At 37.9% G+C, this 22,906-nt stretch carries 27 protein-coding genes; 20 read left to right on the top strand and 7 right to left on the bottom strand.

Annotated elements, in window-relative coordinates; genetic code table 11:
• Positions 1 to 3 precede the first annotated feature (3 nt).
• The gene (locus G396_RS10910) at positions 4 to 1,101 is read left to right on the top strand and encodes a tyrosine-type recombinase/integrase (RefSeq protein WP_028125175.1); all 1,098 of its coding nucleotides are present in this window, start codon (positions 4 to 6) and stop codon (positions 1,099 to 1,101) included.
• 44 nt (positions 1,102 to 1,145) lie between these two features.
• Here G396_RS10910 and rlmH read toward each other — a convergent pair whose 3' ends face one another.
• Positions 1,146 to 1,625 carry a 23S rRNA (pseudouridine(1915)-N(3))-methyltransferase RlmH gene (rlmH, locus tag G396_RS0104405; protein ID WP_006418861.1) on the bottom strand — a complete coding sequence of 160 codons (480 nt, stop codon included), beginning with the start codon at positions 1,623 to 1,625 and terminating at the stop codon, positions 1,146 to 1,148.
• A 133-nt stretch (positions 1,626 to 1,758) separates the two neighbouring features.
• Here rlmH and G396_RS0104400 point away from each other — a divergent pair, with 133 nt between their 5' ends.
• Positions 1,759 to 2,427, top strand: a complete 669-nt coding sequence (locus G396_RS0104400) for a potassium channel family protein (RefSeq protein WP_028125174.1) — start codon at positions 1,759 to 1,761, stop codon at positions 2,425 to 2,427.
• A gap of 132 nt (positions 2,428 to 2,559) precedes the next feature.
• Here G396_RS0104400 and G396_RS0104395 read toward each other — a convergent pair whose 3' ends face one another.
• Positions 2,560 to 3,687 (bottom strand): amidohydrolase, encoded by a 1,128-nt coding sequence (locus tag G396_RS0104395; RefSeq protein WP_028125173.1) that lies wholly within the window; start codon positions 3,685 to 3,687, stop codon positions 2,560 to 2,562.
• Between the two features lie 394 nt (positions 3,688 to 4,081).
• On the bottom strand, positions 4,082 to 5,359 hold the full coding sequence (locus tag G396_RS0104390; protein WP_028125172.1) for a S1C family serine protease: 1,278 nt from the start codon (positions 5,357 to 5,359) through the stop codon (positions 4,082 to 4,084).
• A 161-nt stretch (positions 5,360 to 5,520) separates the two neighbouring features.
• On the opposite strand from G396_RS0104390, the gene sufC reads away from it, so the two are divergent.
• The 5 genes from sufC to sufB are packed head-to-tail and all read left to right on the top strand — an operon-like array spanning position 5,521 to position 10,656.
• Positions 5,521 to 6,294, top strand: a complete 774-nt coding sequence (gene sufC / locus G396_RS0104385; RefSeq protein ID WP_028125171.1) for a Fe-S cluster assembly ATPase SufC — start codon at positions 5,521 to 5,523, stop codon at positions 6,292 to 6,294.
• A 10-nt stretch (positions 6,295 to 6,304) separates the two neighbouring features.
• Complete coding sequence (locus G396_RS10135) at positions 6,305 to 7,510, top strand: SufB/SufD family protein (protein ID WP_006418740.1); 1,206 nt, start codon at positions 6,305 to 6,307, stop codon at positions 7,508 to 7,510.
• Positions 7,511 to 7,528: 18 nt separating this feature from the next.
• The gene (locus tag G396_RS0104375; RefSeq protein WP_051221114.1) at positions 7,529 to 8,779 is read left to right on the top strand and encodes an aminotransferase class V-fold PLP-dependent enzyme; all 1,251 of its coding nucleotides are present in this window, start codon (positions 7,529 to 7,531) and stop codon (positions 8,777 to 8,779) included.
• Positions 8,769 to 9,284: a Fe-S cluster assembly sulfur transfer protein SufU gene (gene sufU, locus G396_RS0104370; RefSeq protein WP_006418903.1), complete on the top strand. Its 516-nt coding sequence runs from the start codon at positions 8,769 to 8,771 to the stop codon at positions 9,282 to 9,284. Before G396_RS0104375 ends, sufU begins: the two co-directional genes overlap by 11 nt.
• Positions 9,268 to 10,656, top strand: a complete 1,389-nt coding sequence (sufB, locus tag G396_RS0104365; protein ID WP_425358106.1) for a Fe-S cluster assembly protein SufB — start codon at positions 9,268 to 9,270, stop codon at positions 10,654 to 10,656. Before sufU ends, sufB begins: the two co-directional genes overlap by 17 nt.
• Positions 10,657 to 10,753: 97 nt before the next feature.
• Here sufB and G396_RS0104360 read toward each other — a convergent pair whose 3' ends face one another.
• Positions 10,754 to 11,890, bottom strand: a complete 1,137-nt coding sequence (locus G396_RS0104360; protein ID WP_028125169.1) for a site-specific integrase — start codon at positions 11,888 to 11,890, stop codon at positions 10,754 to 10,756.
• Positions 11,891 to 11,993: 103 nt separating this feature from the next.
• Positions 11,994 to 12,731: a helix-turn-helix domain-containing protein gene (locus G396_RS11790; protein ID WP_248623901.1), complete on the bottom strand. Its 738-nt coding sequence runs from the start codon at positions 12,729 to 12,731 to the stop codon at positions 11,994 to 11,996.
• 120 nt (positions 12,732 to 12,851) lie between these two features.
• Between G396_RS11790 and G396_RS0104350 the strand changes: the two genes are divergently transcribed.
• The 13 genes from G396_RS0104350 (at position 12,852) to G396_RS0104285 (ending at position 20,335) form a co-directional block, all read left to right on the top strand.
• On the top strand, positions 12,852 to 13,067 hold the full coding sequence (locus G396_RS0104350; protein ID WP_345917259.1) for a helix-turn-helix domain-containing protein: 216 nt from the start codon (positions 12,852 to 12,854) through the stop codon (positions 13,065 to 13,067).
• 37 nt (positions 13,068 to 13,104) lie between these two features.
• On the top strand, positions 13,105 to 13,398 hold the full coding sequence (locus tag G396_RS0104345; protein WP_028125167.1) for a hypothetical protein: 294 nt from the start codon (positions 13,105 to 13,107) through the stop codon (positions 13,396 to 13,398).
• Between the two features lie 183 nt (positions 13,399 to 13,581).
• Positions 13,582 to 13,767: a hypothetical protein gene (locus G396_RS0104340; RefSeq protein WP_028125166.1), complete on the top strand. Its 186-nt coding sequence runs from the start codon at positions 13,582 to 13,584 to the stop codon at positions 13,765 to 13,767.
• A 113-nt stretch (positions 13,768 to 13,880) separates the two neighbouring features.
• The gene (locus G396_RS11380; protein WP_155857403.1) at positions 13,881 to 14,033 is read left to right on the top strand and encodes a hypothetical protein; all 153 of its coding nucleotides are present in this window, start codon (positions 13,881 to 13,883) and stop codon (positions 14,031 to 14,033) included.
• A gap of 47 nt (positions 14,034 to 14,080) precedes the next feature.
• Complete coding sequence (locus G396_RS0104330; RefSeq protein ID WP_051221111.1) at positions 14,081 to 15,730, top strand: hypothetical protein; 1,650 nt, start codon at positions 14,081 to 14,083, stop codon at positions 15,728 to 15,730.
• 294 nt (positions 15,731 to 16,024) lie between these two features.
• The gene (locus G396_RS0104325) at positions 16,025 to 16,816 is read left to right on the top strand and encodes a bifunctional DNA primase/polymerase (protein WP_028125164.1); all 792 of its coding nucleotides are present in this window, start codon (positions 16,025 to 16,027) and stop codon (positions 16,814 to 16,816) included.
• A 274-nt stretch (positions 16,817 to 17,090) separates the two neighbouring features.
• Entirely contained in the window at positions 17,091 to 17,339 is a 249-nt protein-coding gene (locus G396_RS0104320) for a hypothetical protein (protein ID WP_155857402.1), read from the top strand.
• Between the two features lie 40 nt (positions 17,340 to 17,379).
• The gene (locus G396_RS11375; RefSeq protein ID WP_155857401.1) at positions 17,380 to 17,538 is read left to right on the top strand and encodes a DUF2292 domain-containing protein; all 159 of its coding nucleotides are present in this window, start codon (positions 17,380 to 17,382) and stop codon (positions 17,536 to 17,538) included.
• 342 nt (positions 17,539 to 17,880) lie between these two features.
• Positions 17,881 to 18,390 (top strand): hypothetical protein, encoded by a 510-nt coding sequence (locus G396_RS0104305; protein WP_028125161.1) that lies wholly within the window; start codon positions 17,881 to 17,883, stop codon positions 18,388 to 18,390.
• Positions 18,387 to 18,845 carry a hypothetical protein gene (locus G396_RS0104300; RefSeq protein WP_028125160.1) on the top strand — a complete coding sequence of 153 codons (459 nt, stop codon included), beginning with the start codon at positions 18,387 to 18,389 and terminating at the stop codon, positions 18,843 to 18,845. Before G396_RS0104305 ends, G396_RS0104300 begins: the two co-directional genes overlap by 4 nt.
• A gap of 124 nt (positions 18,846 to 18,969) precedes the next feature.
• Positions 18,970 to 19,287 carry a hypothetical protein gene (locus G396_RS0104295; RefSeq protein WP_028125159.1) on the top strand — a complete coding sequence of 106 codons (318 nt, stop codon included), beginning with the start codon at positions 18,970 to 18,972 and terminating at the stop codon, positions 19,285 to 19,287.
• Entirely contained in the window at positions 19,278 to 19,655 is a 378-nt protein-coding gene (locus tag G396_RS0104290) for a hypothetical protein (RefSeq protein ID WP_028125158.1), read from the top strand. Before G396_RS0104295 ends, G396_RS0104290 begins: the two co-directional genes overlap by 10 nt.
• 50 nt (positions 19,656 to 19,705) lie before the next feature.
• Positions 19,706 to 20,335 carry a hypothetical protein gene (locus G396_RS0104285; RefSeq protein WP_028125157.1) on the top strand — a complete coding sequence of 210 codons (630 nt, stop codon included), beginning with the start codon at positions 19,706 to 19,708 and terminating at the stop codon, positions 20,333 to 20,335.
• A gap of 384 nt (positions 20,336 to 20,719) precedes the next feature.
• On the opposite strand, the gene G396_RS10125 is transcribed toward G396_RS0104285, so the two are convergent.
• The gene (locus G396_RS10125; protein WP_051221109.1) at positions 20,720 to 21,499 is read right to left on the bottom strand and encodes a hypothetical protein; all 780 of its coding nucleotides are present in this window, start codon (positions 21,497 to 21,499) and stop codon (positions 20,720 to 20,722) included.
• 493 nt (positions 21,500 to 21,992) lie between these two features.
• Entirely contained in the window at positions 21,993 to 22,892 is a 900-nt protein-coding gene (locus G396_RS0104275; protein WP_028125156.1) for a DUF7916 family protein, read from the bottom strand.
• Positions 22,893 to 22,906: the final 14 nt, after the last annotated feature.

Below are 22,906 nucleotides of genomic sequence, written 5' to 3'. Positions count from 1 at the left end.
ACAATGTGGATAGAAGAATTGCCAAACGGTAAATACAAATTTATCGAACGTTATTATGATGACAAAACGGGTAAGCATAAAAAAGTATCCACAACCTTATCTACAAATTCACGACAAGCTTGGAATAAAGCGACTCAGATTTTAAATAAAAAAATTGAAAAATACCAAAACAAGTCTAGCATAACGCCTATTACTTTCGAGGTAGCGTTTGATGAATGGTTTAAACTATATTCCCACAGTGTTAAACCAATCACTGTGACAAGAAATACTTTCATTGCTGATACACTAAAAACTATGATTGACCCGGATATTCTAGTTGACAAGATAAATACATCGGATTTAGAAAAATATTTAAACATCATAAACTTTGACAAGAATTACTCAAATAGCACGACTCGTCAAACTAAATCTATATTCAATATGTTCTTTTCATACTGTGAAAACAGAGGTTACATATCGAAGAATCCAACAAACCATTTGAATCATAGGTATAAAAAAGAAAACATTACGCCAATGAGTGATCGTTATTTAACCAAGGAAGAATTAAACAGTCTGGTTAGCACAGTCAGACAGACTCACAAGCGTTATGCGGACATGACTGAAATAATGGCTTTAACTGGTATGCGGTATGGTGAGATGGTTCATCTAAAAAAAACCGACATCGTAAACAAAACGATTCAAATTAAAGACTCAAAAACACCGACCGGAATACGTCCCATCCCTTTAGATAACCGAGCTTACTTATTAATAATTGAGATAATAGAAGAAAATATGTTAGCTGGACTTATGAGCGATTATATTTTTATAACCGCTCACGAAAATCTTATTAACAATCAAAACTTCAATATGTATTTAAAACAAGCTGCCAAAAAATGTGATATTCAAAAAAATGTGTCTGCTCACATGCTGCGGCGGACACATATAACCATGTTAGCTGAAATGAATATTCCACTTAAAACAATCATGAATCGTGTCGGACACGCAAAGCCGAATGTCACTCTTGAAATATATACCTTTGTGACCAGTAAGATGGAACAAGAAGTTATTGATAAACTAAATGAATTTTGCCCCTTTTCTGCCCCTTTTAATAATGACAATTAAGATAAATACTGCAAATACCACTGTTTGCAACGATTATAAAAATCTCATTTATGGTAAGCATGGCCATGAATAATCCGGTAGGCTCGATAAATTTGTTCCATTAAGACCATACGCATCAACTGGTGAGGCAAGGTAATCCGACCAAAGGAAACCATCCAATCAGCTCGTGCTTTGACCTTAGGGTGGAGGCCTAAAGACCCTCCAATAACAAAGGTCACTTTGGATGACCCATAAGTGGCATAGTCATCCAATTGTTGAGCCAAATCCTCAGAGGAAATTAGCTTGCCTTCAATTGCTAAAACGATTACCTTACGATCATTGGCAATATGTGACAGAATACGATCGCTCTCTTTAGCCAAGACTTGTTCAATTTCTGTTTCTGACATATTTTCAGCCGTTGCCTCATCGGCAACTTCCAGTAAATTCACTTTAGCATAAGGTCCCATCCGCTTATGGTATTCCTCTATCCCCTGCTTAAGGTACTTTTCTTTCAACTTACCCACACTGATAATATCAATATTCATTACCAGACCCCCTTCTTTACTATCCTACCATTTTAAACTTTTCATTTATAGTTACAATAATTGACAATTGCAGGGAATTTGTTATGCTTTTCTAAGCATGAACGAATTTTTTCATTTGAGAAAGGAAATTATTATGGTTAAAAAAATTATTGGTGTCCTTGGTCTAGGTGTCTTCGGCCAAATGGTTGCCAAAGAGTTGGGCCGGTTTGGGTCAGAAGTCATTGCAGTTGATACTTCTGAACAAAAAGTCCAAGACATCGCTGATGCAGTGACCTACAGTGCTGTAGGGGACTTTACTGATATTGAACTTTTAAAAAATATCGGAATTAATAACTGCGACGTGGTGATTATCGCTACCGGTTCCAACCTAGAATCCGCCGTACTTGCAGTCATGCACTGCAAAAAACTTCATGTACCAAAGATCATTGCTAAGGCTCATTCCAAAACCTTTGAAGAAGTCCTCTATGAAGTAGGGGTCGACGCGGTGATTTCACCAGAACGAGATTCTGGTTACCGCCTAGCCTCTAAACTTTTACGTAACCGGATTGATGAAGTCCTCCGTCTCGATGAAAATACTTCCGTCATCGAATTTGATATTCCTGATTCATGGGTTGGCAAGAGCTTACAAGAATTAGACCTCCGCCAAAAATATGAAATTAACTTGATTGGAATCCGGCCAGAAAAAGGGGAACCAATGACCGGGGTCCCAATTAGTGACCCCTTACCTGATGAAATTGTCCTAGTAGGGATTGCAAATTCGCATACCTTTGAACACGAAGACTATCTCGGCAACATCCATTAAGCTCGTATAAACTATAAATTTTAAACGTGGGCTAACTAATCTAAGCCCTCAATATTTAGGTAGGCAGACCCAGAGAAAATCGCTGATTTTTTCTGGGTCTGCCTTTTTTATCTTAAATTAAACTATTTACATTTACGCTTGAATTAACCCATAGAAGACTTCCACTACAGGTTCGATCAAACCATCTGGGAAATCAAAGCCTTCTGTATGTAAAGGGGCATAATCTTCCCCGTCTCCCATAAAGAACATGGCTCCAGGTACTTTTTGAAGAAAGTAAGCAAAATCTTCAGAGGCTCGGAAGGGTTCTTCTAATTCCTTAATCGCTTGGCCTTGACCTTGACAGACTTGCCATATTTTATCAACAGCCTCACTATGGTTGACCGTAGCTGGAAAATATTCTTGACTATCCCAAGAAAATTCTAGCTGGTACTGCTTGCTCAAACTTTGAGCTTGCGCTACCACTAGGTCTTCTAAATGCTGTAAATCCTCATCATAGAGGGCCCGAATAGTGAGTCGCAGAACCCCTTGCCCCGCAGAAATGCCAAAAGCTTTTTCTCCCACAGCGACATGGACAATCGTCAAACGGATCATTCCTTTAAATAAGGAGTGGTCTGTCTGTATATTTTCTAAAGCGGACACCAATTTAGCCATAGCATAAGAGGGATTAATCCCATCTTCGGGACGCATGGCATGGGAGGGTTTCCCTTTAAAATACAAATTTAACCCCTTCGATGTCAGTGCCAAAGTCCCCTTGTTTAAAGCAACGGTCTGAAAAGGTTGCCCAGGATAATTATGGTAAGCATAGAAACTGTCAATCTTACATTCTGCAAAAACATCTAAACAAGCCTTAGCTCCTTCTCCCACTTCTTCAGCCGGTTGAAAGAGGAGTACAACATTTCTTTCAGGCTTAAGCCGGTTAATTTCTAAGGCTAAGCCGCACAGGGTTGCCGCATGACCATCATGACCACATTTATGGCCCTTGCCTGGTATTTGTGAAACATAATCTGCTGCAATCTTATCCTCAATCGGTAAGGCATCAAAATCTGCCCGAAAGGCAATTGCGCTAGCCTCAGGTTCAATGGCACCTTGATAAAAAGCATAGAAATAATGACCTCTATCCACAATCTCAAAAACATTTGTTTTTTCCTTTAGAAAATGGAGTAAATTAGCCTTAGTCCAAGTTTCTTGCCAAGATAGTTCTGGATGACGATGGAGTTGGTGACGTAAATCGATGCAAGTTGCTAAATCTTCTTTGAGCATACAAACGCTTCTTTCTGTAATTTGTCACTGCTATTATAGGAAATATATCCCCTAGCCTCAAGAGCTGGTTAACTAGAATCCCATTAGAGTTTACTTAATCATCACAATATTGTTCTAGCCCTAACCCCTCTTTTATAGATTTATTGATAATATGCTGACATGTTAATGCATTAAAATAAGCCTGATAATTCCTACTTATGCACAAGCCATCTGGGATGATTTGAACAAATAATATTAACTTATCTACAGTTTTCTGTGGATTACTTATTACTTATCCACCGTTATTCCATAAAAACAGCACTTATTCACAGATTTCTGTGGATAAGTGCTGTATGGTCTGTTAATATCTATTTATTTTGAAAGAGACATTTTTAGATTTTTTCTTAATTTAAACTTAGTTTTGACTGCCTTGCATGGTATTAGTTTGGTTATTTGGAGCTTTTAAAGTAACTTGGGCAGTCGCTTGTTTACCTTCACGGAGATAGGTTACCGTAATGGTATCGCCCACCTTGTAATCATAAAGTGCTTTCTTCAAGCTTTGGCTATCGGTAATATCGGTATCATTAACTTTAGTAATCACATCATATTGCTGCAGACCGGCTTCTTCAGCAGCAGAACCAGCCACTACTTCTACTACGATCGCACCATCGGTGGTGTTTTCATCTAATTTAAGAACTTCTTGGCGAGAATTCAAAGAAATTGCTGAAAGGTCATACATACTTACCCCTAATTGTGGACGTACAATTTGGCCATTTTCTTCAAGTTCTTGGGCAATCTTAGCAACATCATCCGCTGGAATCGCAAAGCCCATTCCTTCAATAGTTTCATCGGCTAACTTAGATGAGTTAATCCCAATTAATTTACCTTGACTATTCACTAAGGCGCCACCAGAATTACCAGGGTTAATTGCAGCATCTGTTTGTAGGACGGTCATTTCCCAGTCTGGATTACCATCACCATCAGAGTCAACTTGTTCTTGTCGGTCTAGGCCGGACACAATCCCTTGGGTTACAGAAGAGGCATACTCAGACCCTATTGGAGATCCGATTGCAATGGCAATATTACCGACTTTCACATCTTCAGATTTCGCAAATTCAATCGTTTGGGTGACCTTTGAAGCATCAATACTTAAAACCGCTAAGTCACTGAGTGAATCTGAACCCACAATTTTAGCTTCAAGGGTATCCCCATTTGCCATGGTGACTTCAACCGAATCGGCACCATCAATCACATGGTGGTTGGTTACAATATAAGCTGTTTTGCCATCTACTTTATAGACAACGCCAGACCCTGTTGCAGTTAAAACTTGTTGACTATCAAATTTATCTAAATCAATCCCACCATCTTGACCTTGTTCTTGGCCTTGACTATCTTCTTGATTTTGGAATTGGTTATAAGGGAAAGGAAGAACATTTTGTAAATTTTGTTGGTTTTGATAATTTGAAACTGTCACGACAGCATCCCGAGTTTTATCAACCACTGAAGTGATAGTATTTTCAAAATCAGTCGAAGAGAGTGGCTGTTCTTGTGAATGTACCGGTTGTACCCGGTAATTAAAACCATATCCAATCAGTAAGAAAGTCAGACCTAAGACAAGAGCTCCGACCAAGCCTGAGAAAATTCCTCGCCAGTAGGAAGTTTTTTGTTTTTGTTTATTATAATTCATCGTCATCTTTATCATCCCTTCGTTGGTATCTTTTATTGATTGAAATTACTATACCATCTATTTATGAAATCTGTGTGAATTATTTTTCATTAATTATTAATAAAAAACGATTAAATATGGACGAAATTGAATTATAATAAAGAAGACAAGATGAATGGAGGGACACTATGTCAACTTTAGAAATTAAAAATTTACATATTGAAATAGAAGGTAAAGAAATTCTTAAGGGTGTCAATCTTACCCTTAATAGTGGTGAAATCCATGCCATTATGGGCCCCAATGGAACAGGAAAATCTACCTTAGCAGCAGCCATTATGGGCAACCCGGCCTATGAAATAACCCAAGGCCAAATCTCATTAGACGGCCAAGATGTTTTAGCCATGGAAGTGGATGAACGCGCCCGAGCTGGACTTTTCTTAGCCGTGCAATATCCATCTGAAATTCCTGGTATCACCAACGCCACCTTTATGCGGGCTGCAATTAATGCCCGTCGTGATGAAGACCATCAAATGGGAATTCCCGAATTTATTCAAAAATTAGATCAAAAAATGGCACTTTTGGATATGCCTGAAAGTATGGCCACTCGTTACCTCAACGAAGGTTTTTCGGGCGGTGAGAAAAAGCGCAATGAAATCCTTCAATGCCTCATGATTGAACCAGCCTTTGCGATTCTAGATGAAATTGATTCTGGCCTAGATATCGATGCCTTAAAAGTGGTTGCCAAGGGTGTCAATGCCATGCGGGGATCTGAATTCTCTTCTCTAATTATTACCCACTACCAACGTCTCTTAAATTATATCCAGCCTGATATTGTTCACATTATGATGGATGGCAAAATTGTCATGACAGGGGGGCCCGAACTAGCGCAGCGCTTGGAAGCAGAAGGCTACAAGGAAATTTCTAAAGAGCTTGGGTTTGACCTTGATAGTCTACACGCCTAGGAGGTAGCATATGCACACACCTACGATGGACCAACACCAAGCTTTAATTCCCAACTTAAAGAAATTCCCCACTTGTTTTTTAAATAAAATGGAAGTAGCCAAAAAAACTTGGAAAAGTCTGACCCCACCCCAAATTGAACGGGTTGATTTTTCAGATTTTGATTTCTTCCAAAGTGATTTAAAAGATATTCCAGTCTTCCATTACGATGCTACTCAGTTAGCCCAATCTGGGGTCATCATCATGGACCTCTTCCAAGCCTGCCTTACCTATCCTGACTTAATTCAAGACAACCTTTTCTCCGTGATAGATAGTCAAGCCGACCAAGTTACCGCCTATAATTTGGCCTTCTTACAAGGAGGACTCTTTATCTATGTGCCACCCTATCTTGAATTAGACCAAGCACTTGATATCACAGTTCTCATTAATAATCAAAAACAAGCCGGCTTTAATCAACGCATCCTCCTCTTAGCTGACCACCATAGCCACTTTACCTATTTGGAACGCCTTCAAAGTCAAGGCCAGCAAGCCAACAAGGGCAGTCTGATGGTAGAAGTAATTGCTAACGAAGGAGCTCAAGTGAACTATCTTGCCTTAGATGCCATTGACTCCGCTCAAGGACAATTCTATCTTAAACGCTACGGAGCTACCCAGAAAGATGCCCAAATCAATTGGTCAATTGCTGCTATGAATCAAGCCAATACTATTCTTGACTTAGATACCTATCTATTAGGACCAGGATCACAGTCTTATGTTCAGATTGTGGCCATTGCCAACCAAGACCAGGTCCAAGTCATTGATTCTAAAGTTGTCAACCAAGCCAATTATTCTGTCGGTCATATTTACCAACATGGAGTGATCTTAGACCAAGCCCGTTTAAGCTTTAACGGAATCGGCCATATCATCAAGGGGGCCAAACAAGCCGATGCCCAACAAGAAAGTCGGGTCCTCATGCTCAGTGACCAGGGCCGGGGTGATGCCAACCCTATCCTCTTAATCGATGAATTTGAAGTCACCGCGGGTCACGCCGCTTCCATCGGTCAAATTGATGCTGACCAACTCTATTATTTAATGAGCCGCGGTCTCAAACGTAAAGAAGCAGAATACTTGGTTATTCGTGGCTTTTTAGGTTCAGTTATTCATAGTATGCCTAGCCGTCAAGTTCAAGACCAAGTGATTGCAATTATGGATCAGAAACTTGCATCCTTACGTGCATAGTACCAGAAAGGAGGGGCCATGCAAGCCCACAACAAACCCAAAAAGATAGCTTGGCCACAAGACCAAATTCGCCAAGCCTTTCCTTATTTAAACTTACCCATCCAAGACCAAGCCTTAATTTACTTAGATACCGCCGCTACGAGTCAGAAACCTCAAAAAGTCATTGATAAATTAAGTCACGTCTATGCCACCCAATCTGCCAATGTCCACCGGGGGATTTATCAACTAGCTGACCAAGCAACGCAAGCCTATGAAGCTTGCCGCCAAACCGTGGCTGACTTCTGTGGTGCTGAATCCGCTAAAGAAATTCTCTTTAATGGCGGCACTACAATTGGTTTAAATTTTCTAGCCCAGAGCTTAGTGAAACCCCGTATGAAAGCCGGCGACCGTATTCTAACTACTCGTCTGGAGCACCACTCTAATCTAGTCCCTTGGCAAGTACTTTGCCAAGAGACCGGCAGCCAACTCCACTATCTTAAACTTAAGCCAAACTATCAAGTAGACTTAGCCGACCTTCAAGTCCAATTAGAAACTGGCGCCAAAGCCTTGGTCATCCACCATGTCTCCAACGTCTTGGGCGTAATCCAAGACCTAAAAGCACTTGCCGAATTGGCCCACCAATACGATTGTCTCTTAATTGTAGATGGGGCTCAAGCTGCGGGCCACTTGCCACTTGCCATATCAGACTGGGATGTGGATGCCTATGTTTGGTCCAGTCATAAAATGTATGGGCCTTCAGGTCTCGGTCTTTGTTATCTAAAGTCCGACCTCCAAAACCAGTGCCGCCCCTTCTTCTATGGGGGTGAAATGATCCATCAAGTCAATGATTATGAAGCGAGCTATAAAGAAGGCCCCTGGAAGTTTGAAGGCGGAACCCCACCCCTAGCCCAGGTTTTAGTCTTACCAGAAAGTATCGCCTTTATCCAAGATTTAGAGCTTTCTGCCATTCAAAAACATGAGCTAGACTTAGCTGCCTATGCTCGACAAGGCTTAGGAGAGCTCGGTGGTTTTGATATTTATTCACCACCCGGCACCGGTATTTTAGCCTTCAATATTCAAGACGTTCATCCCCACGATGCAGCCACAGCTTATGATTTAGAAGGGGTTGCTCTCCGAGCTGGCCACCATTGTGCCCAGGTTTTAATGCGGCAACTACAGATTCCTGCCTGTCTGCGGGTCAGTCTTGGCGTCTATAACACCCAGGCTGAAATTGATGCTTTCTTAGCTACGAGTCAAAAAGTAAAGGAGTTTTTTACCCATGGGGCTTGAACAATTAAATGATCTCTATCAAATGACCATCCTTGACCACGCCCAACATCCTCGACATTTTGGGTCACTCGCCCAAGCTAACTACCGGATGGAACTCTATAATCCTACGTGCGGTGATCAATTAGAGGTTCAAATGTTAGTCCAAGATGGAATCATCCAGGACATTTCCTTTATGGGAACAGGCTGTTCAATTTCCTTGGCCTCAGCCTCGATGATGACCCAAACCCTCAAAGGACACGATTTAGACCAAGCCCAGGAATTGATTCAAAATTTTGACTTCTTAATTGGCGGTCTAGACGACCAGGGGCAAACCCATTCTTTAAGTTTACAAGACCAAGCCCAACTCAAAGATGCTACTATCTTAGCCGGCGTCCGCAAATTTCCCGCCCGCTACAAGTGTGCTGCCTTAGCTTGGAAAGCTAGTCAAGCTTGTCTTGACCAACATTTACAAGATCAAACTCAGAAAGGAAGTGACTCAAGTCATGGCCATGATTCCACAAATTAATGATTACCAATACGGTTTCCGTGACCAAGCCGAAATTTTATTTTCCACTGGCAAGGGGCTTTCAGAAGAAGTTGTCCGAGCTATTTCCAAAGAAAAGCAAGAACCCCAATGGATGCTAGACTTTCGTCTCCAGTCTCTTAAAGAATTCTATCAGCAAGACATGGTCGATTGGGGGCCTGACCTATCTGCCCTCAACTTTGATGATATTATTTACTATCAAAAAGCCACCCCTAGACCCGCACGGTCTTGGGACCAAGTCCCGCAAGAAATCAAGGATACCTTTGAGCGAATAGGGATTCCCCAAGCCGAACGAGCCTATCTAGCCGGAGCCACCGTCCAATATGAGTCCGAAGCGGTTTATCATAACCTCAAACAAGAATTTGATAAATTAGGGATTATTTTTACCGATACCGACTCAGCCTTACGGGATTACCCAGAACTCTTCAAAGAGTATTTTGCTACTGTTGTAGCCAACAATGATAACTTCATTTCTGCTTTAAATGGGGCCGTTTGGTCTGGTGGATCGTTTATCTATGTGCCTAAGGGAGTGAAATGTGATATTCCTTTACAAACTTACTTCCGCATCAATAATGAAGCCACTGGCCAATTTGAACGGACCTTGATCATTGTGGATGAAGGGGCCTCAATCCATTATGTGGAAGGCTGTACCGCCCCAACTTATTCTACTGCTTCCCTCCATGGTGCAGTCGTTGAAATCATCGTCAAAAAGGATGCTTATTGTCGGTACACCACCATCCAAAACTGGTCCCATAATGTGTATAATCTAGTTACCAAGCGGACCCATGCCTATGAAAATGCTACGATGGAATGGGTGGATGGTAATATTGGCGCCCACACTACCATGAAGTATCCCTCCGTCGTCTTAAAAGAAGCCGGCGCCCGCGGCACGGTGATGTCTATCGCTTTTGCTGGTAAAGATCAAATCCAAGATGCCGGAGCTAAGATTTATCATATGGCGCCCCATACCTCCTCCTCAATTATTTCTAAATCCATCTGCAAAGATGGCGGTGAGGTAGACTACCGCGGCCAAACTTATTTTGGACCCAATTCACAAGGTTCTAAGGCTCATATTGAATGTGATACTATCATTATGGATGAATTGTCCAAGTCGGATACCATTCCCTTTAATGAGATTCATAATGGCCAAGTTGCCCTAGAGCATGAAGCTAAGGTATCGCGCATTTCAGAAGAACAACTCTTTTATCTCATGAGTCGCGGGTTAACTGAAGCCCAAGCTACTGAAATGATTATTATGGGCTTTGTCCAACCCTTCTCCAAAGAACTACCGATGGAATATGCCGTCGAATTAAATCGACTCATTTCATATGAAATGGAAGGTAGTGTTGGTTAAGAATATAAGAATAGCTAGGAAGCTTGTTGCAGAGCCATTCCTAGCTTTTTTATTTTGGTTAAAAATAGAATTTAATACGTTTTTTAATACGTTTTTCCTAAAAATTGACATATTTCGCAAAATTATCAGCAATCTGATCTCTAGCTTTTTCAGTAACATGAGTATAAATATCCATAGTAGTTTTTATGTTAGAGTGACCTAAACGCTCCTGGACTACTTGGATAGGTGTACCCATTTCGAACAGTAATGAACAGTGGGAGTGTCTGAACCCATGCATAGTGATGTACTTAAGATTATACTTATTAATGATGGTGATAAGCCAACCGTTTGTGTAGCTTGGTCGGTAGACTCTGTTATTACCAAAAGTAAATAGCAACTGACTAGAGTCAAGCCCATTGATTCCCTTTTTCATTAATTGAGTGAGCTGGAGCGTTCGCCACTTTTTCAGGATGTTGAGCGTTTGGGCATCCACACTTAAAACCCTCATACTATTTTTAGTCTTAGGTGTAGTTATAATTGGATTGCCAGCTTCATCTAAGCTGACCCCCTTACTGACTGTAATGGTCTTAGCATTGAAGTCTATATCGCCCCAGGTTAAGGCTAAGGCCTCCCCTTTCCTCATTCCTGTAAAAGCTAGGATTCTGAAGAAACTCAAAAACTTCTGATTCCCATAATCAGCTACACACTCAAAGAACTTACTTAGCTCCTCACTATTGTAATAATTCTCCTGATTATCAGGCATTTCCTTACGATTAGGGAGCTTTACTTTTCTCATAGGATTATCTGTTATGAGTTGCATTTTAACAGCATAATCAAGCACTTGTTGAGTTATTCCCTTGGGATATTTCGCACTATTAAAGGTCTTAGCCCATTCATTGACCAGCTTCTGGCAATTCACAACATTTAGGCGGTCAACTTTAGTATTACCGATTCTAGGAAGTATGTGCAATCTAGCATAACGCTTAGTAGTGGCATAAGTACCAGGCTTTACTGTATTGTGATGTTCCACTAGCCATAGATTATATACCTGGCTAAAGGTGAGCTTCTTTGCGCTTGAAAACCCCGATTTATCTATTTCAAGCTTAAGCCTACTTTCAGCAAGTTGGGCTTCCTTTTTGGTCTTAAATCCTTGTCTGGTAGTCCGCTTTTGCTTTCCTGTTAACGGGTCAATGCCTAAATAAGCCACGAACTTATAGGCGGTTGATCCGTCTTTTTTTGTGTATTTTTTTATCATCAATCATCACTCCTTACTCCCCGTCAAGAGCGTTAAGGAGTCCGCTTAAATGGATTGGTTACCAGGAGCGGACATAATATAAAAATTATGGTGTGAATGATGGTTATTTTTTATCAATATTATTTAAATAATCAACAACTTTTTTCAGTTTGTTTGAGTAATTATGTAAATCATTAGAAATATTTTTTGGTACTAAGGTTTCTGCCCTTTCGACCTCATCTATAAAGTACTTAATTTGTGTAGTGTACCATGGATTAATCGCTTCATAACCTTGTGTAAAAGCAATGGCTATGCTTAGTCGTCGTCTGGCTACAGATTCTGAAAAAAATAAACTTGCATCATAATCATATAATTTGTAAAAGTTTTCCTTACTAATTTCCCGAATAACTGCTAACTCTTTTTCAGTAGGTAACACATCTATTTTATTTTCATTATATTGTGCGAGAATGTAGTTGTAATCATGCCCAGTCCATACTTCCCAATGTTTATTAAAGTAATCAATATTTTTTTGTTGAGCTTTTTTGCGCAAATTACTGTCGCGTATATCAGATTTTTCTTTTTCACTTGGAAAACCTAATATTTTTTCAACTGAAGTAATGCCAGTCAATAATAACCTATCAAAAATTGTACTATCATCAGGAGTTGTTAGCAGGTCATTAACGGTGGTGTTACCAAGTTCAGCTATTAACAGTAAGTTATTTTTATTAGGTAAATTTCTTCCTTTTTCCCAGTTATTAACTGTTCCTTTGCTAGTATTAAACCTTTTTCCAAACTCTTCCATAGTTTCACCGAGGTTTAGCCTTATCTTTTTTATTTTCCAACCTACATCAGCATTACTCATTTTATCCCTCTTTTCATTGTAATTTTACAATAGTTATCAGAAAAAGTAAATAAAAGTATTGACTGAATCAATTTGTCATGTTACGATTTGTATGCAGAAGTAAAGAAAGGAGGAGCTAGGTTGATTACATATAATATTAACAAAGTTAAGGGATATAGAAATATGTTGGGATTAACACAAACCCAAATTGCTGATAAATTAAATATTACTAAGCAATCATATTCTAGAAAAGAAATAGGCAAAGCTAAATTTACTGACCAAGAAAAAATTAAACTTAAAGAAATATTCCGTTTTATTAATCCTACAATAACTATTGACGATATTTTTTTTAAATAAAAAGTATGCAAAAGTAAATTGATTAGGAGGTGATTCAATGATAAACCAACAAAATCCCCCGTCTTTCCTGGTAAGCCTACCACCAGACCAAGAACAACAGATCTATAGCATCTTCCTTGACCTGGCTAAAAAGGCGGTGGAAGAAGCCACAAAAAAAGCACTCACCAATAGCCGTTACTTTAATCAGAAACAGTTATGTGAATACTTTACTTGTGGCCCAGCCCAAATAAGGGAATGGCAAGCACTAGGCTTGAAATCATTCCATAAAGGTAAAGAGATTATGTTTGATATTAACGATGTGCACGAGTTTCTAAACGATTTAAAATATTAAAAATGCTCCCCCGTCAAGAGCTTAGAAACTTTGTACCAGAATGGAGCAACCAACGATGGCAAATGAACATAAAAAAAGCCCAGGAACGGCAATTCCAAGGGCAAGGGTATTGATTAGGAAGTCATATACCTATTTGTGTTCATTATAGCAGATTGCCAACAACTTATAAAGGAGAAACCTAGAATGAACGAAAATAAAAATGTACTTATGACCAGTAACGAACTCAAAGACTTAGGATCTAAACTTGCAGAAATTATAAACCAGCTAGAACTACACCGAACAAGTATTGAAACGCTTTGCTGTCTACATACTCTTGAAGTATGTGGTTTTGAAAACCTGGCTTATAAGTTTTTTGAGCCAGCAAGGTAGAGTAAACGACGCTATTATCGAAACATTAGATGTTGTTGCGACTCTATTACTTAATTGTGATGATGAAGAAGAGCTTGCCGAAACTAGACTAAGTAATAGTGAGGTGTAGACAGATGGACTTTGTAGATGAATACCTAGCTTATGTATTAGAACACGATGGCCAAGCAGAATATGACCGAATTGTAAACTTTTTTAATAAGCACCGCCAAGCATTAAACCAGATGGCGGAAGATATTGTTAAGGAAATTAAGCTATTGACTAAATAGCATGTTGATACAAACAAAGAGGAATCTATAAAGAAAGGAGCGATATATTGAACTATGATGATATTGACGCCAAATATCTAACTGATGAACTAAATGTTATTAAACGTAATATTGATAACGTTAGTCAAATCAGGAATTTAGCAACGATAAAAAATATTTTAAATAAAATATTCTTTGCAGATATAAACGATATATTCCAATTGACTGAAAATATTGGGGAAGCATATGTACAGAAATTCAGACGAGAGCCCGAAATATATTCGAATGTTCCTTTGTCTTATATTATTGACTCGAAAAATCTAGGTGCATTTTATGGAAGTTTATATACCAAAAAGAATAAAAACGGTAATGAAACTCAAATTATTAAATCAGATCATTTTAATAATTATGCACGATTTTTCATTGATTTAGCATCTAACAAGGTTATTTATTCAAAGAAGTTAAACAGTTTTGTTATCGTGAATGAGCATAGCTTTAAGACGATTAAACATGAAAATTTTAATGAATATTACCCTACAGGGAAGAACTTTGCATTATATATTGATGATTTTTTTGATGTGATGTTGGAACTTTATTCAGAACACATGCAATTAAGGCATTCTTACCAATTATTGGAATATTCTATTTCAGGTATTGATTGGCGCTTTGATTGTGAGCAACTAATAATGAAGCGTGAACCACCAAAAGAAAATGAATTATTTTTTGAATACTTTGAAATCTCTGAATCAGATATAAACGCGTCTTTTGCTGATAAAATGCTTACGAATATTGCAAATGAGAATGAAAGTCTAAACAACATAAAATTGTTACATGCATATATATTGTTACGCAAGATGAAGTTAATACCTTCTGAAAAATGGTTCTTATTGAAGGACTTTGGACGAACTGGTAAAGGAATTTTCATGAAAACTTTCAATAAGATATTCAAAGTAAATCCCGTTAATATGGACGCTCTAGTTTATAATCAAGGGGCTTCAACTGAAAACGCATGGCTATCCTTTATGGGGGCTGATGTGGCGCATGCTAACGAATCAGGTTCAATCGATGCAAAAGGCATGCGAGCATTGAGGAAAATCGCTACAGGGGAAATTATAACAGGTAGATCATTAGGTAAAAATGCCGTTAGCTTCAAAAATGAATCGGTTTTAGTTTTAGACACGAATGAAAATGTGGATATTGGTGATATTACCGCAAATACCTCTAGAACGGTAAAAATAGCTTTTAAAGACCGCCCAAAGAATGAAACCACTAGGGAAAGACATGAGTACTTTAAACCTTATTGGGACTTTATCGAGCCGAACAATGAGTTATCGTTACAGGCTTCTGTATCTTTTCTAATTAACAGTTTGAACTATCTTAATGAAATAGGCGGTAAGTTTATTTTTAAAGATACGGTTCTTAAGAACTATGCAAGTGCAGAAGATTTTACAGAAACGCAACGCATTATGATTCTAACAATAGCGCAACATGGCTTTATTCTGTCCAAAGACGAGATATTAAAAGCTGCTATTTATGAAGATTATGGCAACTTAAGATTTAAAGAAGCTAAAGAAGATATGAAAAAAATCGGAGTCGCTATTAATAAACCAAAATGGATAGACGGCTTGACTTGCAGAGTCCATAAAATAGGCGACAAAAAAATATTTAATGCTTCCTTAAAGATGTTAGAAGAATATGATAGTCAAAAAATAAAATAAATCATTACTCTTAATAAGAGTAAGTGACAAAAAACCTTACTCTTATTGATTTTTTACAAGCGTAAGCCTTACGTTAAACTTACATTTAAAAATACGCTTAAAATATTGATGTATCAACTCCTTACTCTTATTACTATTATCTCTAAGACAACTATTATTTTGTTTTTAAGAATGGCTTTAAATCAACGTTTATATTTTTATTTTTAAAATACTTCTTTAGGGGTATCGATTTAAGCGTAAGGGGTATAAAAGTATTAAATAATTTCAAGTCAATAAAATATAAAGGAGGTCAAAATGAACGGATACGATTTAGCAATTGATCTACTAAATTATGGACTACAAATTATCCCTTTAGATCAACATAAAAAACCAATTGTAGCATTTAAAGATATAACGATTGATTCAGATTTTGTAAATCGAAATATTGAAGCATATTCAAAAGTATCTGCATTTGGCATGCTAACCCGAGGGGTGTGGTGTATCGATATTGATTTACATGGCCACAATGGTTTTGAATCATTAAAGAGAATCCCGTACTATGATGAATTGGTTGATAATGCCAAAAATACAATGGTACAAAGCACTCCGAGCGGTGGGAAGCATATTATATTCAAAAAGCACAACGGCATTGAATACGGCCAAAAAATTGGATATTTAGACGGTGTAGATATAAAGGCGCACGACAATAATTATTTTGTTTTTGGTGGTAGTGTTACAAAAAAGGGTAAATATGAAATTACTAACTTGCATGAACCCGTTTATTATGAGGGGGACTTTGAAAAACATATATTTTCTGTACGAGGAAATTTTGAAGAACAGAAAATTAATAAATATTCAGTTGCCGCTACATTAACTAATTATGATTTTTCACATTTAACAGGTTCAGGCGGTCTAGGTAAGGAAGCATACGAGCGAATTATTAAAGGTGAATCTATTGAAAGAAATAACGATCTGTATCTAGCTTCAAGCTATGCAAAACAATGTAGTAAGCCAATTGAACCATTAAAGAAATTGATTGGAAATGTTAAAAATGGAGATGTTTTTACAGAATCTGAATGGATAGCAACGGTAAATAGTGCGAATTGAACGGGGGATTAGAGTACCAAATATTTTTAATTTAAATAGCTAAGTCAACGATACTGCTTTTTAATTAGTAAAAATATAAAAAGGTATAGAAAACCTGGAAACTTGGCAAGTATGGCAACCACCCACACAAATACTGTTAAATCAACGTTTATAAGATTGCCAGACTTTTGCCAGATTGCCAGACTTTCAGCTAAATTATAGAAAGGGACTAACTATGATACCAACTAATGAAGAAATTGATTTAGAAATTAGATATATCAGACAAGACATTAGCATGATTCAGTCAAGATTATCTGACCTAGAATATTATACAGAACAGATATTTGATGGCCTAAAATCTATCAAAACAGCCCATGCCGATAAAGCCAAGGAAATGAAGAACATTGTTAAACAACTAAGAAAAGAAATAACCCTACTAAAGAAAGGCCAAGATGGGCTAGATTGTTCCATAACGGATATGGAATTGAAGCTAAGAGATGAAATGATCGATATGCAAATGGATATAGAATCACAAATTTATTAGGAAATGATGTAAATCAATTGATAAAAAAGGAGCGTGACAAATGGGAAACCCAACTAACTTACTAAACCAAGGTTATATTTTAATCAAACATGGCAACAAGATCACCCCAATTAAACCGCTAAATTATGGGCGGATTGAGCTGGTCATTCAACAAGGCGAGGTTAAAACAATACACAGAACTGAAACAGAAAAAGTGTAGGTGCTGATATGTTAAAAAATAACCGAGAATCCTACTATACAAGTACCTGGATGGATGAATTTACGTTACAGATTAAGAAGAACCTAGACAAGTCCACTATATCTGAAGCATTTCACCAACTGGCTGATGATATACAAGATGATGAGTTGCTAAATTACCTTATGACTAATTCGTCATTTTTATTACCAAGGATTACATTTAGAGAACACGGCAAGGGAATTGACATTCTACTGCGATTCAGAAGAAAAAAATAAATAAGCCAAGTGGAGCAACCAAAGGCAGATACTAACCTATCTATCTTTTGAGTTGCTCTTTTTAATTGTGTGAGGTGGTGCGAATTGTGTGAATGACAATGAATCACTAATGAGGCAGACCCTAGCCCATTATTTAAACCTAGAAACTAAAGCCCAAGAGCTAGAATATAAAGCCAAGCAAGTAAGTAGGCTCTACTATTTGCAGCGTTCTATGACTGGCACAATGCTAGCTGGCCTAACCAATCCAGAGTGGCAAACCGCTTGTGACCCTTTTAATTCAGTGTGCCAGATTATTGCTGACGAGAACACCCTTTATGCTAAAGCAGAGCGAGCCAGGAAGCGTTATGCCCTACTATTGGAAGAATATACCAAGGAAGACCTACACCGCTTTAAAACGGCTTTAAAACATGATTTAATTAGCCCAGAATTACAAGCATTGTATGATTATATCCAGGAAATTGAATTCTATTTAGATGCCCATTGGGTGGCTAGTAAAAAGCAAATGATGATTGAATATGAGGAACAACGAAAATTAGAGTGGGAAAGAATGGCTAGTGCTGTTGACGATTTATTCAAAGAATTGGGGGTGAGTGTGTGACGCTTACGCAAAGAGTAAAATATAAAAATCTGACCTTTTCGTTAAAACCTGGTAAGCTTATACGTTTATGTATTATCTATCAATTAAAAGATGTGGCAAGTGCGGATGATTTAGAATGGCTGAACCATTACTTAGTCAATCTAAAAAGTATTGATCCATTGTGCGCCAAGGTATTCATAATGAAGTGGCTGGTACTACCAGAAATTACTGTAAGAAGTGGTGACCAAAGTATCATGATGGGCTATAAGATTGCTAGAACTCCAAAGATTGCTGAAGTTGCCGAACAAGTCGGATTGACTCCAGGAAGAACCCAAGCAATATTGTACCAAGCCCATAAAGAACTAAGCCAAGTCATGGTTAGGTATATCTATGAGAATGGGCTTTACGAGAAAGAGAAAGGCTACCCTTTCGATTTAACTGATGAAGATGGTTACCATCTTTATACAAGGATTTAAAGACTATTTCACTTACCATTACCCACCTAACACTTTGAAATGAGCTAGAAACGGCTATTTAAGGGGGGTGATTAATGCGAAAAAACATATAAACACAATGGGACATTTACCTAGGGGGTGAGAAATGAAGAATAGAATAAGATATTTTAAGAATTTGAGCGATAAAGTCACTGAATTAGAACGAAAAGCAAAGGCTAAAAATGCATTCTATTTTCTAATCTTAGAACCAACAGAAGACGGGGACGGAATAATCGTTAGAAGTGGTCACTTTAAAAAAATATTTACTGATTTTGATTCCATGGAACAATTTGTTGATGCTAATACTAGCGAGGTGTCTAGTATTTTGATTAATTTTTTCCCGAAAGATGACACTGAAGAAAAACGAATTGGTAAGGCTTGGGATTGGTATTATAAGAAAGTAGGTGATGACAATTGGCTATAAACGCAAGACAAGAAAAATTTCTGCTAGCACTATTGCAAGAACCCAATGTGACTAAGGCTTGTAGAATGGCGGATGTGCCAAGGTCAACAGCAAACCGCTGGCTAAGTACGGATAAGTTTCAAGAAGCCTATAAGCAAATGAGGCGAAATATAATGGACTTGACTACCACCCGCTTACAGTACCTATCTACCAAAGCCACCGAAGTGCTGGAGCAGATTCTGGACGATAACAAGGTTTCACCTTATGCAAAAATACAAGCTTGTAATCTAGTACTAGAGAAAGCTTATCACGGCCTAGAAATAGATATGCAAGCGGAGATACTGGAAAGATTGGAAGCGTTAGAGAATGAACAGCAAGAAAACTTTTAACTAAAAGCTGATGCTGAATAGAGTTAGAAAAAACATAAAGGAGATAATAAATGACAACTATTAAAGATTTACAGACAAAAATTAATGCTTATGGAAAAAAACGTGTAGAATTAAAGCGCCAATATATTGAGTTAGATAATAAATTGCAAAGTGAACTACAGCAAGGTAAAATATATCGGTCGGAATATGATAAGCGATTAAATGACTTTAAGAGCGAAAATAAAGAGCCCTATGACTATTTAGAACCGCTTTATAATGAAATGGATAAATTCTTGACTGATGAGTCGGAAAAAATCGAAAAGAACACCCAAGCTATCACTGCAGACATAGCTTCAGAATTAAACTTGCTAGATGGCTTAGATATGAATCGAACAGAATTAAACACTTATATTAAACGTTATGTAGCAATTCCAACCGCTATGAAAAAAATCATAAGTGTAGCCAAGAATAATGAAATTTTATATCCTGATTATGAAAGTAAACAGGCTGTTTTTGAGGACTTAATGGCCAAATTTAAACGGGATTTAGAATTTTATAAATCATCTGTAACAATCAGCAATGACCCTTACGGCATGATGATGTATGAAAATCTAGTTAATAATTCGAAAAATGCCCAAGATGCAAAAATAGAAGCTTATGAAAATTGGGAAGCTCATACTATTGATACCCTAACCATGTAAAAAACTTTTACCACTTAAAAGGCTATGATTCAAACAGTTAGTTTATAAACTAACAAAAATTATATTAAATAACCGCCCAGGAAATGGACGGCTAAGCTTCAATGACGGGGAGCTAACTAAATACGTTTTTAATACGTTAATACGTTCTTAGTATCAATTACACTAATCTACTTTATCTAAAAACCGCTTTATAATAACCCTAAAACACTATCGTTTATTACCATAAATTGCATAAATGAAATGGAAGGTAGTGTTGGTTAATTTTAAAAACAGCTAGGAATCCTATGTTATAGGTATTCCTAGCTGTTTTTTTGACTATTCAATTAACAAAACATTTCTTTTCTAGTAAAATTTATCCAAAATCTTATCTTGCATCATTAATCATTATTCAGCAGCTTCAGTGATTGAAGTTGCCATAATAATCGCAGCCATCGGATCGACATGACTAATTGAATAGACAATATTATCCTCTTGCCAAATAATTTGGTTAACACCTAAATCAGAGGCAGCCCCTTCATCCAGGCTGATTTGTCCCTTATCTCGGGGTGCTGGCAACAAGTGCTCTTCCAAATAGGTCACAACTTGATATGGAAGTTCGATAAACTCAGCATTCTCCATGTTTGGGGTCCGGACCCCTAGCGCCCAATTGCCTTCCTGCCAATAAGTAAAGCGTGATCCAGCGCCACCATTTTGATAACCAATAATCCCATAGCCCAAATCAATTTCCTGACCATTTGGATCAATCACTTGATTCACAGCCTCTTGAGCTTGGTTCTTATCTGGATAGGTGACTTTTTCAAATGAAGCAAGGGGTTGTAAGTTATTAACTTTTGTATCGTCTAAGTCTATTGGATTTTCAGTGGCATAATAAAGAATTTTGAATTTTCCATCTTTTTCTTGGCCGGTCGTCGCAGCAGAAAGGAACTCAGGCGATTGTGCCGTTAAAATATGATTGGGCAAGGGAGTCTCAGGGTAAAGTTCCACCAATTGCCCCAAAATTTTCTGAGCTTGGTCCTCAGGTGACACTGTTTGAGCATTAACGGAAACAGGAGAGAATAGGAATTCACCCCCATGATTAACTTGGCTGGTCGTTCCTAGTACAAAGATTGAAGCTAAACAAGCAAGTGAAGCCTTAACTACTTGCTTATTATTTAATGCTTGCATGATTTTACCTCCTTTGGCAATATTCTAACTTATCCTGGATAGTAAAACTATATAGCTACTTTGATTACCTCCCTTCCTCCTAAAATTGTTTGATTTTGACGCATCCTTTCTAAACTTAGTGAACCTTTAGCGAGTTCCTTAGACATAAGTCTATATTAAAAAAGTGATTACAGTACCTCTTAAGTAAATTATAAAAATAATATTTTTTCATTGCAAATCATTAAATTTTATATATGTTATAAAAACAAACTAAGATTGACATTACAGTTTTTTTAAATTTAAACCATAATCTCCGAAATTATTCACTGCATTATTAAACCATAAAATATAAGTAAATTATAAAACTATATATACTTTTCAAAGCTTTATCACATACTTTTAGATTAGACAACCGAATAAAAATAGCTTATATCCATCCACTCTAATAAAAAAAACAATCTTTCTTGAGGTAAAAAGTCTCGTAAAAAGATTGTTTTTTAACAACTATCAGTAATTATCGATTAATTGAACGCGCGATCATAGAAAGCGTATGGCGTTGGCCGCGGATGGCTCGGCTCATGACTAAGATATTGTCAACTGGCGCTAAACCACCATAACCGGCATCACCAATATGTTGCATATCTACGCCACACATCTTATTTTGGATGGCCATATACCGGATTGTTTCTGGCTCAGCCGATTCTTGACTGGTACCAATAGCAGACATCACAAGTGCTCCATGACGGTGAGCAATCTTAACTGCCTCAGTCAATTCTTGGGCTTGGAAGCCAGGCACTGAACCAACTGAAGGGGCTAAAATAACATCCGCTCCGGCATCAATCAAGGCTTGCACAATATCCAAATCTAAGACCGGTTCATCCACCCCAGCCGCATGCATCTTACCAGCTATAATCAAGCCTGAATAAGATTGGCGGGCTTGTTTGACTGTATCAATAATGGCTTGATTAGTAACGCCAGTCCCTGGATTTCCGGTAAAGCAAACGAAATCCATCCCCAGTTTTTCTATTTCAGCTAAGGTTTCAGGATTGGCTTGACGGCCTTTAGGAATTTCAATCAGCTCACTCATCATCTCAATATTAGGGTCAACCGGTTCTAAATTCACCCCAATGGGACGACCCACTAAATGATGAAGTCGGTCTACGAAATTACCTTCATAGTCACCCAATCCATTAATAACTGGATTCAAAACATCCAAACCATTTAACAAGAGTAAATCTGCCCCAAAAGCGCGGGCCATTTCAGCATTGGTAATATCCCCAATCACAGGCGCTGCCATGACCACATTTTCAGAAACAATGATTCGGCCTTCTGATGCTTTTATACTTTGTTTTAATTCCGCACCAGACATTGCTAAAATCTCAGACGTATTCGCACTTAAAAAACGTTTTACCATGTAAAAACCTCCTT

Source organism: Eremococcus coleocola DSM 15696 (assembly GCF_000428865.1).
In the GTDB taxonomy this organism is placed as follows: Bacteria; Bacillota; Bacilli; order Lactobacillales; family Aerococcaceae; genus Eremococcus; species Eremococcus coleocola.
Note: the sequence above shows the minus strand (reverse complement) of the source record. Positions and strands in the feature narration are given on the sequence as shown.

Coding starts and splice junctions, on each gene's coding strand:
- G396_RS10910 (WP_028125175.1), top strand. CDS start 4: ATGTGGATAGAAGAATTGCCAAACGGTAAATACAAATTTATCGAACGT.
- rlmH (WP_006418861.1), bottom strand. CDS start 1,625: ATGAATATTGATATTATCAGTGTGGGTAAGTTGAAAGAAAAGTACCTT.
- G396_RS0104400 (WP_028125174.1), top strand. CDS start 1,759: ATGGTTAAAAAAATTATTGGTGTCCTTGGTCTAGGTGTCTTCGGCCAA.
- G396_RS0104395 (WP_028125173.1), bottom strand. CDS start 3,687: ATGCTCAAAGAAGATTTAGCAACTTGCATCGATTTACGTCACCAACTC.
- G396_RS0104390 (WP_028125172.1), bottom strand. CDS start 5,359: ATGACGATGAATTATAATAAACAAAAACAAAAAACTTCCTACTGGCGA.
- sufC (WP_028125171.1), top strand. CDS start 5,521: ATGTCAACTTTAGAAATTAAAAATTTACATATTGAAATAGAAGGTAAA.
- G396_RS10135 (WP_006418740.1), top strand. CDS start 6,305: ATGCACACACCTACGATGGACCAACACCAAGCTTTAATTCCCAACTTA.
- G396_RS0104375 (WP_051221114.1), top strand. CDS start 7,529: ATGCAAGCCCACAACAAACCCAAAAAGATAGCTTGGCCACAAGACCAA.
- sufU (WP_006418903.1), top strand. CDS start 8,769: ATGGGGCTTGAACAATTAAATGATCTCTATCAAATGACCATCCTTGAC.
- sufB (WP_425358106.1), top strand. CDS start 9,268: ATGATTCCACAAATTAATGATTACCAATACGGTTTCCGTGACCAAGCC.
- G396_RS0104360 (WP_028125169.1), bottom strand. CDS start 11,890: ATGATAAAAAAATACACAAAAAAAGACGGATCAACCGCCTATAAGTTC.
- G396_RS11790 (WP_248623901.1), bottom strand. CDS start 12,731: ATGAGTAATGCTGATGTAGGTTGGAAAATAAAAAAGATAAGGCTAAAC.
- G396_RS0104345 (WP_028125167.1), top strand. CDS start 13,105: ATGATAAACCAACAAAATCCCCCGTCTTTCCTGGTAAGCCTACCACCA.
- G396_RS0104340 (WP_028125166.1), top strand. CDS start 13,582: ATGAACGAAAATAAAAATGTACTTATGACCAGTAACGAACTCAAAGAC.
- G396_RS11380 (WP_155857403.1), top strand. CDS start 13,881: ATGGACTTTGTAGATGAATACCTAGCTTATGTATTAGAACACGATGGC.
- G396_RS0104325 (WP_028125164.1), top strand. CDS start 16,025: ATGAACGGATACGATTTAGCAATTGATCTACTAAATTATGGACTACAA.
- G396_RS0104320 (WP_155857402.1), top strand. CDS start 17,091: ATGATTCAGTCAAGATTATCTGACCTAGAATATTATACAGAACAGATA.
- G396_RS11375 (WP_155857401.1), top strand. CDS start 17,380: ATGGGAAACCCAACTAACTTACTAAACCAAGGTTATATTTTAATCAAA.
- G396_RS0104295 (WP_028125159.1), top strand. CDS start 18,970: ATGAAGAATAGAATAAGATATTTTAAGAATTTGAGCGATAAAGTCACT.
- G396_RS0104285 (WP_028125157.1), top strand. CDS start 19,706: ATGACAACTATTAAAGATTTACAGACAAAAATTAATGCTTATGGAAAA.
- G396_RS10125 (WP_051221109.1), bottom strand. CDS start 21,499: ATGCAAGCATTAAATAATAAGCAAGTAGTTAAGGCTTCACTTGCTTGT.
- G396_RS0104275 (WP_028125156.1), bottom strand. CDS start 22,892: ATGGTAAAACGTTTTTTAAGTGCGAATACGTCTGAGATTTTAGCAATG.